The organism is Pseudomonas sp. DR208, from assembly GCF_019823005.1.
Taxonomy (GTDB): Bacteria; Pseudomonadota; Gammaproteobacteria; order Pseudomonadales; family Pseudomonadaceae; genus Aquipseudomonas; species Aquipseudomonas extremorientalis.
On the sequence record NZ_CP081944.1, the window covers coordinates 1,956,012 to 1,967,124 of the forward strand.

An 11,113-nucleotide genomic window follows, 5' to 3' on the forward strand; every position below is an offset into this window, starting at 1 on the left:
GAAAGTCGCGTTTTTCCTAGCCTTTGGAGCGATTGACAATTGCCCGGAATTGGATGAAGGTGGCGTACCCAAATCAAACGGGCGTATGAATTGAGCGTTTGTCTGTCAGACGACTCATACAGAATCCCGACTATCGCATTGGCGGGTGTGCCTGGCGGATTGGCGTGAACATTGACGATTTCATCAATGTCCAACCCATAGGCCAGCGTCCAATGTGTACTGTTCAGCTTCCATATCGTGGAGATCAGTTGATGATTTACGAAGGTAAAGCCATCACGGTTAAGGCTCTTGAAAGTGGCATCGTCGAACTGAAATTCGACCTCAAGGGTGAGTCCGTCAACAAGTTCAACCGTCTAACCCTGAATGAATTGCGTCAGGCCGTAGACACCATCAAAGCAGATGCTTCGGTCAAGGGCGTGATCGTTTCCAGCGGCAAGGACGTGTTCATCGTCGGCGCTGACATCACCGAATTCGTCGACAACTTCAAGCTGCCCGATGCCGAGCTGGTGGCTGGCAACCTCGAAGCCAACAAGATTTTCAGCGATTTCGAAGACCTCAACGTACCGACCGTCGCTGCCATCAACGGCATCGCGTTGGGCGGCGGCCTGGAAATGTGCCTGGCGGCAGACTTCCGCGTCATGTCCGCCACTGCCAAGATCGGCCTGCCCGAAGTCAAGCTGGGCATCTACCCAGGTTTTGGCGGCACCGTACGTTTGCCGCGCCTGATCGGTGCCGACAATGCCATCGAGTGGATCGCCGCCGGTAAGGAAAACAAGGCTGAAGACGCCCTGAAAGTCGGTGCCGTCGACGCAGTTGTCGCTCCGGACAAGCTGGCCGAAGCCGCACTGAACCTGATCAAGGGCGCCATCAGCGGCGAGTTTGACTACAAGGCCAAGCGTCAGCCGAAACTGGAAAAACTCAAGCTCAACGCCATCGAACAGATGATGTCGTTCGAAACCGCCAAGGGTTTCGTGGCTGGCCAGGCCGGCCCGAACTACCCAGCGCCGGTTGAAGCGATCAAGACCATCCAGAAAGCCGCGAACTTCGGGCGCGACAAGGCCCTGGAAGTGGAAGCGGCGGGCTTCGTCAAACTGGCGAAAACCTCGGCGGCCCAGAGCCTGATCGGCCTGTTCCTGAACGATCAGGAACTGAAGAAAAAGGCCAAGGCCTACGACGAAATCGCCCGCGACGTGAAACAGGCTGCCGTACTCGGCGCCGGTATCATGGGCGGCGGTATCGCCTATCAGTCGGCGTCCAAAGGCACGCCGATCCTGATGAAAGACATCAACGAGCACGGTATCGAACAAGGCCTGGCGGAAGCCGCCAAGCTGCTGGTCGGTCGTGTGGACAAAGGTCGTATGACCGCTGCGAAGATGGCTGAGGTACTTAACGGCATTCGTCCTACGCTGTCCTACGGTGATTTCGGCCATGTCGACCTGGTGGTTGAAGCGGTGGTCGAGAACCCGAAGGTCAAGCAAGCCGTACTGGCTGAAGTGGAAGCCCAGGTCAAGGACGACACTATCCTGGCGTCCAACACTTCGACCATTTCCATCTCGCTGCTGGCCAAGGCCCTCAAGCGTCCGGAAAACTTCGTCGGCATGCACTTCTTCAACCCGGTGCACATGATGCCGCTGGTGGAAGTGATCCGTGGCGAGAAGTCCAGCGAGCTGGCCGTGGCCACTACCGTTGCCTACGCCAAGAAAATGGGCAAGAACCCGATCGTAGTCAATGACTGCCCGGGCTTCCTGGTCAACCGCGTGCTGTTCCCGTACTTCGGTGGTTTCGCCAAGTTGGTCAGTGCTGGCGTGGACTTCGTGCGCATCGACAAGGTCATGGAAAAATTCGGCTGGCCGATGGGCCCGGCGTACCTGATGGACGTGGTCGGCATCGACACCGGCCACCACGGCCGCGACGTGATGGCTGAAGGCTTCCCGGACCGCATGAAAGACGACCGCCGCTCGGCGATCGACGCGCTGTACGAGGCCAAGCGCCTGGGCCAGAAGAACGGCAAGGGCTTCTACGCCTACGAGGCGGACAAGAAGGGCAAGCAGAAGAAAGTGGCCGACCCGTCCGTGCACGAAGTGCTGGCACCGGTCATCTACGAGCAGCGTGAGGTGTCCGACGAAGACATCATCAACTGGATGATGATCGCCCTGTGCCTGGAAACCGTGCGTTGCCTGGAAGACGGTATCGTAGAAACCGCCGCCGAAGCCGATATGGGCCTGGTGTACGGTATTGGTTTCCCTCCATTCCGTGGTGGTGCACTGCGTTACATCGATTCCATCGGTGTGGCCGAGTTCGTTGCCCTGGCTGACAAATACGCTGATCTGGGCCCGCTGTACCACCCGACCGCGAAGCTGCGTGAAATGGCCAAGAACGGCCAGAGCTTCTTCGGTTAAGCGCCCAGACGACTAGAGCGAGAATATTTATGAGCTTGAATCCAAGAGACGTGGTGATTGTCGACTTCGGTCGCACACCGATGGGCCGCTCCAAGGGCGGCATGCACCGCAACACCCGTGCCGAAGACATGTCGGCGCACCTGATCAGCAAATTGCTGGAACGCAACGTCAAGGTCGACCCGAACGAAGTCGAGGACGTGATCTGGGGCTGCGTCAACCAGACCCTGGAGCAGGGCTGGAACATCGCGCGCATGGCGTCGTTGATGACCCAGATCCCGCATACTGCTGCCGGCCAGACCGTCAGCCGCCTGTGCGGTTCGTCGATGAGCGCGCTGCACACCGCCGCCCAGGCGATCATGACCGGCAACGGTGATGTGTTCGTAGTCGGTGGCGTGGAGCACATGGGCCACGTCAGCATGATGCACGGCGTCGACCCTAACCCGCACATGTCGCTGTACGCGGCAAAAGCCTCGGGCATGATGGGCCTGACCGCGGAAATGCTCGGCAAAATGCACGGCATTACCCGCGAAGCCCAGGACGCGTTCGGCCTGCGCTCCCACCAGTTGGCCCACAAGGCGACCGTGGAAGGCAAGTTCAAGGATGAAATCATCCCGATGAACGGCTACGACGAGAACGGTTTCCTCAAACTGTTCGACTACGACGAAACCATTCGTCCGGACACCACCCTGGAAAGCCTGGCGGCGCTCAAGCCGGCCTTCAATCCAAAGGGCGGCACCGTGACAGCCGGTACCTCGTCGCAAATCACGGACGGTGCCTCATGCATGATCGTGATGTCGGCGCAGCGTGCCCAGGACCTGGGTATCCAGCCGCTGGCCGTGATCCGTTCGATGGCGGTGGCGGGTGTGGACCCGGCAATCATGGGCTATGGTCCAGTACCGGCCACACAAAAAGCCTTGAAGCGCGCGGGCCTGACCATCAACGACATCGACTTCTTCGAGCTCAACGAAGCTTTCGCCGCACAGGCCCTGCCGGTGCTGAAAGATTTGAAAGTACTCGACAAGATGAATGAGAAGGTTAACCTGCACGGCGGCGCGATTGCCCTGGGCCACCCATTTGGTTGCTCCGGTGCGCGGATTTCTGGCACTTTGCTTAACGTGATGAAGCAAAATGGCGGCAACCTCGGGGTTGCAACCATGTGCATTGGTCTCGGCCAAGGCATTTCCACCGTCTTCGAACGCGTCTAAGCGTTGGGGTGACGGAAGCCGGGGCCCAGTGCCCCGGTTTTTGTTTTTTGGAATTTTTAATATTTTTTTTCAACAAATTTTGTAAGAGGGCCAGAGCATGAAAGTCGAACCAGGGCTCTATCAACATTATAAAGGTCCGCAGTACCGTGTTTTCAGTGTGGCGCGCCACTCCGAGACCGCAGAAGAAGTGGTGTTCTATCAAGCTCTGTATGGCGATTACGGCTTTTGGGTGCGCCCGTTGAGCATGTTCATGGAGACCGTCGAAGTTGACGGCGAGCAGGTCCCGCGCTTTGCTTTGGTCCAGGCCGAACCCAGTCTTTTTTCAGGGCAATAACGGCAGGTCGCGCAGACTGCTGCGCTTGACCTCACCTTGTTGCCACTATATATAGCGTTGCCGCGACAGGCGCCAACTGCCTTTCACTTCTCGAATTCAGGAATTTTCCGATCCATGGGCAAATCGCTGGTCATTGTGGAATCCCCGGCTAAGGCCAAGACCATCAACAAGTACTTGGGCAACGAGTACGTGGTGAAGTCGAGTATCGGCCATATCCGAGACCTGCCCACCAGCGGTTCGGCTAGCGCCAGCAAGGAGCCAGCCGCCAAGCGCGGCAAGGCGGCTGCGGGCGAAGGTCCGGTGCTCACCCCTAAAGAGAAAGCGCGCAAGCAGCTGGTCTCGCGTATGGGGGTGGACCCGGAACATGGCTGGAAGGCCAAGTACGAAATCCTTCCCGGCAAGGAAAAGGTCATCGAAGAGCTGCGCCGGCTCGCCAAGGATGCCGACACCATCTATCTCGCGACGGACTTGGACCGCGAAGGGGAAGCCATTGCCTGGCACCTGCGGGAAGCCATCGGCGGTGATGACAGCCGCTACAAGCGCGTGGTGTTCAACGAAATCACCAAGAAAGCTATCCAGGAAGCCTTCTCCAAGCCGGGCGAACTGGACATCGACCGGGTCAACGCCCAGCAGGCGCGTCGCTTCCTCGATCGCGTGGTGGGTTACATGGTCTCGCCGCTGCTGTGGGCGAAGATTGCTCGTGGCCTGTCTGCCGGTCGTGTGCAATCGGTTGCGGTGAAGCTGGTGGTGGAGCGTGAGCGCGAGATCCGTGCGTTCATCCCCGAAGAATATTGGGAAGTCCACGCAGACCTCGGCACCGCCAAGGGCGCCAACGTGCGCTTTGAAGTGGCCCGTGAGAAAGGCGAGGCTTTCAAGCCGCTGAACGAAGCCCAGGCCATGGCCGCGCTGGAAAAGCTCAAGGCGTCCAGCTACAGCATCGTCAAGCGTGAAGACAAACCGACCAGCAGCAAGCCGTCGGCGCCGTTTATTACTTCCACCCTGCAACAGGCCGCGAGCAACCGCCTGGGCTTCGGTGTGAAGAAGACCATGATGATGGCCCAGCGCTTGTACGAAGCCGGCTACATCACGTATATGCGTACCGACTCCACCAACCTGTCGGTGGACGCGGTCGCCATGGCGCGTACGTATATCGAAAGCGAATTCGGCAAGAAGTACCTGCCGGAGAAGCCGAACGTCTACAGCAGCAAGGAAGGCGCACAGGAGGCTCACGAAGCGATTCGTCCTTCCGACGCCAACACCACGCCCGCCAAGCTGAGCGGCATGGAGCGCGACGCCGAGCGCCTCTACGAGCTGATCTGGCGCCAGTTCCTGGCCTGCCAGATGCTGCCGGCGCAATACCTGTCCACCACCGTGAGTGTGGGCGCTGGCGACTTCGAGCTGCGTGCCAAGGGCCGTATCCTCAAGTTCGACGGCTATACCCGTGTGATGCCGCAGATCGCCAAGCCGGGCGATGATGACGTGCTGCCGGACATGGCCCAGGGCGATACGCTGAAGCTGATCAAGCTCGACCCGTCCCAGCACTTTACCAAGCCGCCGGCGCGCTACTCCGAGGCCAGCCTGGTCAAAGAGATGGAAAAACGCGGCATCGGTCGGCCTTCGACCTACGCGGCGATCATCTCTACCATCCAGGACCGCGGCTACGTGGCGCTGCACAACCGTCGTTTCTATTCGGAAAAGATGGGCGACATCGTCACCGAGCGCCTGTCCGAGAGCTTCTCCAACCTGATGGACTACGGCTTCACCGCCGGCATGGAAGAGAACCTCGATGACGTGGCCCAGGGCGAGCGTGACTGGAAAAACGTGCTGGACGAGTTCTACGGCGACTTCAAGAAGAAACTCGAAGTGGCCGAAAGCCCTGAGAGTGGCATGCGTGCCAACCAGCCGGTGATGACCGACATTCCGTGCCAGACCTGTGGTCGGCCGATGCAGATTCGTACTGCGTCCACTGGCGTGTTCCTCGGTTGCTCGGGCTACAGCCTGCCGCCGAAAGAGCGCTGCAAGGCCACCGTCAACCTGGTGCCGGGTGACGAAATCGCGGCCGATGACGAGGGCGAGTCCGAGTCGTTGGTACTGCGTGGCAAGCACCGCTGCCCGATCTGCAGTACGGCGATGGACGCCTACCTGCTTGACGAGAAACACAAGCTGCACATCTGCGGTAACAACCCGGATTGCAATGGCTACGAGATTGAAGAGGGCACCTATCGCATCAAGGGCTATGAAGGTCCGAGTCTGGAATGTGACAAGTGCGGCAGCGAGATGCAGCTCAAGACCGGCCGTTTCGGCAAGTTCTTCGGCTGTACCAATCCGACCTGCAAGAACACCCGCAAGCTGCTGAAAAGCGGTGATGCGGCGCCGCCGAAGATGGACCCGGTGAAGATGCCGGAGCTCAAGTGCGAGAAGGTCAACGACACCTACATCCTGCGTGACGGTGCTTCGGGGTTGTTCCTGGCCGCCAGTCAGTTCCCTAAGAACCGCGAGACCCGTGCGCCGCTGGTGCTGGAAATCGTGCCGCACAAGGACGAGATCGATCCGAAGTACCACTTCCTGTGCGAAGCGCCGAAGAAGGACCCGGATGGTCGTCCAGCCGTGATCCGCTACAGCCGCAAGACCAAGGAGCAGTACGTGCAGTCCGAAGTGGACGGCAAGCCGACTGGCTGGAAAGCGTTCTATGACGGCGGCAAGTGGAAGGTCGAGGATAAGCGCCAGGGCGCTTGATCCGGCGGATGTGCTGAAGACCCAAATGAGGGAGGGTGCTTGCCCCCTCCCTCATTTGGGTCTGTTTGGTTCTGAAAGTCGACTTTTGACCCGCATAAGCGGCGGTTTATTGCACTTGCAGTAGGCTCGGCTGATCCGTGACACTGTTCAGCCAGCATCACGTTTATTCGTTGTGGAGATTGCCGTCATGGCCTACGAACTCTATACCCGTACCAATCAGAAAATTTACTTCGCGGGTTTGTCCCTGGAAGCCCTTGGCCGTGCCGAGGAAGGGAAAGAGATGAATGCCATTGCGCTGGTCCAGGCGGGGCGTGAAGCGGCGTTATTCCACCTGTATGGCGCCTTGCTGGGCCTGTGTCATGAAATCGCCGGGTTTTACCGCCTGCCCCAGGCCGGTTCGCCCCGTGCGGAAATGATCATGAATCGCGAAGTGCTGGACTCCATGGCGATTCCTGAACTGGCTGAGCTGGTGGAAATGGCGCAAAGCCCCGACAGTTGGGTTGCCCGCCTGCTCAAGGCGCATGCCGATATGTTCCAGCCACCGCGCATTCCCCATGTGCCCAAGGGGGATGTGACCCAGCCGCTGATCGTGGCGGTTGCAGTGGAAGAGGAAGAGGAAGAGGAAGAGCCTAAGCCGTTGAGCCGGGAAGAGCTGGAAGGCTGGCGCCAGGAATTGAAAAAGATGGCGCTGCGCTTTCGCGAAGGCCTTAACGAATGTTGATCATCCTGTAGGAATTGGGTGGCGACCATTCATCAAGCTGTCAAGAAACCTGTTCAGATCCTCTGCGAGGCTGGGTGGATGACTGATATAATCCCGGCCTTTCGTGGAGAACAGACTTTTATGCCGACGTCCTTTCTGGAAATTGTTGAGTTGCCTGACGGCCGAATCGAGCTGCGCCGGGCAGAGGACGAAGGTTCTCTGGTCATTCTGGATTTTTCCGAGGATGCCAAGGTGTTCTTGCAGGGCCAGCACGTGGAAGTGGCTAAAGCCATGTTGAGCGTGGGTGTGCAGATGGCAGGTCGCCTGGCAGAAGGCGAAGCGGAGAAAGAAGACGGGCCGCGGGTTCTTCATTGAGCCCAGATGACAGGTCGGTTTTTACAATGACCGGGTTTGTTGTGGTGAGTTGGCTTCTGCAGTGAGCGGGCTCGCCACAGAAGCCCGCTCACAACAGACGCTCGCACATCACAGGCAAGGCCTGTGATTTCAGCCCAATCGAATATTCAAACTCTGGGCATCGCCCGTACGTGCAGCGCTGATCAGTTGCTGCTTGGCGCTGGCATTCAGCGGGTTCAACCAGCTCACTACCGTATGGCTACGACCCAGGCGCAAGGCTTCGCAGGTCAACTGCTGGGCACTTTGCGTACCGCGTGGTTGCAGCAGCAGGATGCGCTCGCGGTTGAGGCCGGCGTCCCGTAGCCAGGCCTGGGTCAGGCTGGCGGGCGGGGCGATCAGCGTCAGCCAGCGGGCGTCCTGCTCTTCGCTCAATTCGCGAAGGATCGGCGCCAGCAGGCTCAGGCAGCTCCCCGCTGCACCGCGCAACGACAATTCACTGAACGCCTCAGGCTCCGCGCTCCAGGGCGCTTCGATCGTTTCCTTGAGGATGGGCGCAAGGGGTTGGGCCATGAAGGCCTCGAACAGCGACAGTTGTGTGTGTTGTGGGGTGTGGACGAGCTGCATGATGCCTCCTTTAGCGGCGAATGACGCCGACGCTCAAGCCTTCGATCACCAGGTCCTGATCTTTCAGGTTCACTTCAATCGGGGCGAACTCGGGGTTCTCGGCCAGGAGCCAGACCTTGCTGCCTTCGCGCTTGAAGCGTTTGACGGTGACTTCGTCGCCGATACGGGCAACGACGATCTGGCCATTACGGGCTTCGCGGGTGGTGTGGACGGCCAACAGGTCGCCGTCGAAGATGCCCACGTCCTTCATGCTCATGCCATGGACCCGCAACAGGTAGTCGGCGCGCGGATGGAAGAAGGTAGGGTTGATGTTGCAGGACTCCTCGACGTGCTGCTGCGCCAGGATCGGCGCACCGGCGGCGACGCGGCCGATGATCGGCAGGGTCGATTCGTCGGCCTTGGCCTCGAAGCCAGGGATGCGAATACCGCGCGAGGCACCGGGGGTCATCTCGATCGCGCCTTTGCGAGCGAGGGCCTTGAGGTGTTCCTCGGCGGCGTTGGGGGACTTGAAACCCAGTTCCAGCGCAATCTCTGCTCGTGTCGGCGGGTAGCCGTTGTCATCGAGGCAGCGCTTGATAAAAGCCAGAATCTCAGCTTGGCGTGGCGTCAGTTTTAGCATGTTGATCGCTCTGTCTTTTTATACAGTGACTGGGATTATATACAGTGAACTGCGCTTGGCAATCATCCTTTTCCAGCCCTCCGCTGGACGGTCATCCCTGATGCTTCTCACAGGCCCGAGATAGCGCTGCCTACAGATCAATAGAGATGTGATTAAATAGCGATGAAATACATGACTGCCCGGCCGGAAAGCGAACTCGCAGGCTTGACAAGACACACCCTGAAACGTATGTTTCAAACAAGTGTTTGTCAGGCGGAGTAGCCATGGCCCAGTCGGAAACCGTTGAACGCATTCTCGATGCTGCCGAGCAATTGTTCGCGGAAAAAGGATTTGCTGAAACTTCATTGCGGCTGATCACCAGCAAGGCTGGCGTCAACCTCGCTGCAGTGAACTATCATTTCGGCTCGAAAAAAGCCCTGATCCAGGCGGTGTTCTCGCGCTTCCTGGGGCCGTTCTGCGCCAGTCTCGACCGTGAACTCGAGCGTCGCCAGGGCAAGACCGACCACAAGCCGACACTCGAAGAGCTGCTGGAAATCCTCGTTGAACAAGCATTGGTGGTTCAACCGCGCAGCGGCAACGACCTGTCTATCTTCATGCGCCTGCTCGGCCTGGCGTTCAGCCAGAGCCAGGGTCACTTGCGGCGCTATCTGGAGGACATGTACGGCAAGGTATTTCGTCGCTATATGTTGCTGGTCAACGAGGCCGCTCCGCGTATTCCACCGATTGAACTGTTCTGGCGCGTGCACTTCATGCTCGGAGCTGCGGCGTTCAGCATGTCGGGGATCAAGGCGCTGCGGGCGATTGCCGAGACTGATTTCGGCGTCAACACCTCTATTGAACAGGTCATGCGCCTGATGGTGCCGTTCCTGGCCGCCGGTATGCGTGCTGAAACCGGTGTGACCGACCCGACGATGGCTGCCGCCCAATTACGCCCGCGCAGCAAATCCGCGCCAAGCCCCGCCAAGGTTTGACCCACCCGGGTGTGCGCAGCCGCTTGCATCCGCTAAGCTAGCGACCCATGCCGAATTCAGCTATTTACTCGCAACCTGTTGTGCTCACTGTGCCTGGTGGGGGCAACGGGTTGTGTGCGTTTTATAAGGAAGGTTTATGACTGCTGCCCTGCAAGGTTCTTTGATGGTCGACGTTGCCGGCACTTGGCTCACGGCCGAGGATCGCCACCTGCTGCGCCAGCCTGAGGTGGGTGGCCTGATCATTTTTGCGCGCAATATCGAGCACCCACGCCAGGTACGCGAGTTGAGTGCGGCGATTCGTGCCGTGCGCCCAGACCTGCTACTGGCGGTCGACCAGGAAGGCGGTCGCGTACAGCGCCTGCGTCAGGGCTTTGTGCGCCTGCCGGCCATGCGTGCCTTGGCGGATAACCCGAATGCAGAATACCTGGCCGAGCAGTGCGGCTGGATGATGGCCACCGAAGTACTGGCCGTGGGCCTGGACCTGAGCTTCGCCCCGGTGCTGGACCTGGATTATCAGCGCAGCGCCGTGGTCGGCACCCGTTCCTTCGAGGGCGACCCCGAGCGGGCCGCCGTGCTGGCGGGTGCATTCATCCGTGGGATGAACAGCGCCGGCATGGCCGCCACCGGTAAGCACTTCCCCGGTCACGGTTGGGCCGAGGCCGATTCCCACGTCGCCATTCCCAATGATGAGCGTAGCCTGGAACAGATTCGCGCCAATGACTTGGTGCCTTTCGCACGCCTGAGTAAGCAACTGGCGGCTGTGATGCCCGCGCACGTCATCTACCCGCAAGTCGACACCCAGCCAGCCGGCTTCTCGCGCCGCTGGTTGCAGGACATCCTGCGCGGCGAGTTGCAGTTCGATGGGGTGATTTTCAGCGATGACCTGTCCATGGCGGGGGCGCATGTGGTCGGTGATGCTGCCAGCCGCATCGAGGCCGCGTTGACGGCCGGTTGCGACATGGGACTGGTGTGCAACGATCGCGCGGCGGCTGAGTTGGCACTGAGTGCGGCGCAGCGCATGAAGGTCACGCCATCGGTGCGCATTGCGCGCATGCGTGGGCAGGCGGTTGCTTCGACCGAGTACAAGCAGGATCCGCGTTGGTTGGCGGCGCTGACTGCGTTGCGGGATGCTCAGCTGATCGGCTGAACACTGCGTCGAGCCCATCGGGGG

The 11,113-nt window shown here is 59.6% G+C and carries 10 protein-coding genes; 8 read left to right on the forward strand and 2 right to left on the reverse strand.

Features of this window, described 5'->3' with window-relative positions; genetic code table 11:
- Window positions 1-251: 251 nt before the first annotated feature.
- The 6 genes from fadB to K5K89_RS08700 all read left to right on the forward strand — a co-directional run bounded on the left by fadB (window position 252) and on the right by K5K89_RS08700 (window position 7,749).
- On the forward strand, window positions 252-2,399 hold the full coding sequence (fadB, locus tag K5K89_RS08675) for a fatty acid oxidation complex subunit alpha FadB (protein ID WP_034102543.1): 2,148 nt from the start codon (window positions 252-254) through the stop codon (window positions 2,397-2,399).
- 29 nt (window positions 2,400-2,428) lie between these two features.
- On the forward strand, window positions 2,429-3,604 hold the full coding sequence (gene fadA, locus K5K89_RS08680; protein WP_016975260.1) for an acetyl-CoA C-acyltransferase FadA: 1,176 nt from the start codon (window positions 2,429-2,431) through the stop codon (window positions 3,602-3,604).
- A 97-nt stretch (window positions 3,605-3,701) separates the two neighbouring features.
- Window positions 3,702-3,938: a DUF1653 domain-containing protein gene (locus tag K5K89_RS08685; RefSeq protein WP_071489007.1), complete on the forward strand. Its 237-nt coding sequence runs from the start codon at window positions 3,702-3,704 to the stop codon at window positions 3,936-3,938.
- A 114-nt stretch (window positions 3,939-4,052) separates the two neighbouring features.
- Entirely contained in the window at window positions 4,053-6,674 is a 2,622-nt protein-coding gene (gene topA / locus K5K89_RS08690; RefSeq protein ID WP_092247375.1) for a type I DNA topoisomerase, read from the forward strand.
- Between the two features lie 187 nt (window positions 6,675-6,861).
- A complete protein-coding gene (locus K5K89_RS08695; protein WP_222541213.1) occupies window positions 6,862-7,395 on the forward strand; it encodes a DUF6586 family protein in 534 nt (177 codons plus the stop codon).
- A gap of 120 nt (window positions 7,396-7,515) precedes the next feature.
- Window positions 7,516-7,749, forward strand: coding sequence for a hypothetical protein (locus K5K89_RS08700; RefSeq protein WP_222541687.1), 234 nt, complete (start codon window positions 7,516-7,518; stop codon window positions 7,747-7,749).
- Between the two features lie 129 nt (window positions 7,750-7,878).
- Here the strand turns inward: K5K89_RS08700 and sulA are convergent, their stop codons facing one another.
- Together sulA and lexA are read right to left on the reverse strand one after the other, a co-directional pair.
- Window positions 7,879-8,352 carry an SOS-induced cell division inhibitor SulA gene (gene sulA / locus K5K89_RS08705; RefSeq protein ID WP_071489010.1) on the reverse strand — a complete coding sequence of 158 codons (474 nt, stop codon included), beginning with the start codon at window positions 8,350-8,352 and terminating at the stop codon, window positions 7,879-7,881.
- A gap of 10 nt (window positions 8,353-8,362) precedes the next feature.
- Window positions 8,363-8,971: a transcriptional repressor LexA gene (lexA, locus tag K5K89_RS08710; protein ID WP_003172575.1), complete on the reverse strand. Its 609-nt coding sequence runs from the start codon at window positions 8,969-8,971 to the stop codon at window positions 8,363-8,365.
- Window positions 8,972-9,234: 263 nt separating this feature from the next.
- Between lexA and K5K89_RS08715 the strand changes: the two genes are divergently transcribed.
- Window positions 9,235-9,942: a TetR/AcrR family transcriptional regulator gene (locus K5K89_RS08715; protein WP_071489011.1), complete on the forward strand. Its 708-nt coding sequence runs from the start codon at window positions 9,235-9,237 to the stop codon at window positions 9,940-9,942.
- A gap of 136 nt (window positions 9,943-10,078) precedes the next feature.
- On the forward strand, window positions 10,079-11,089 hold the full coding sequence (nagZ, locus tag K5K89_RS08720) for a beta-N-acetylhexosaminidase (RefSeq protein WP_222541214.1): 1,011 nt from the start codon (window positions 10,079-10,081) through the stop codon (window positions 11,087-11,089).
- Window positions 11,090-11,113 lie beyond the last annotated feature (24 nt).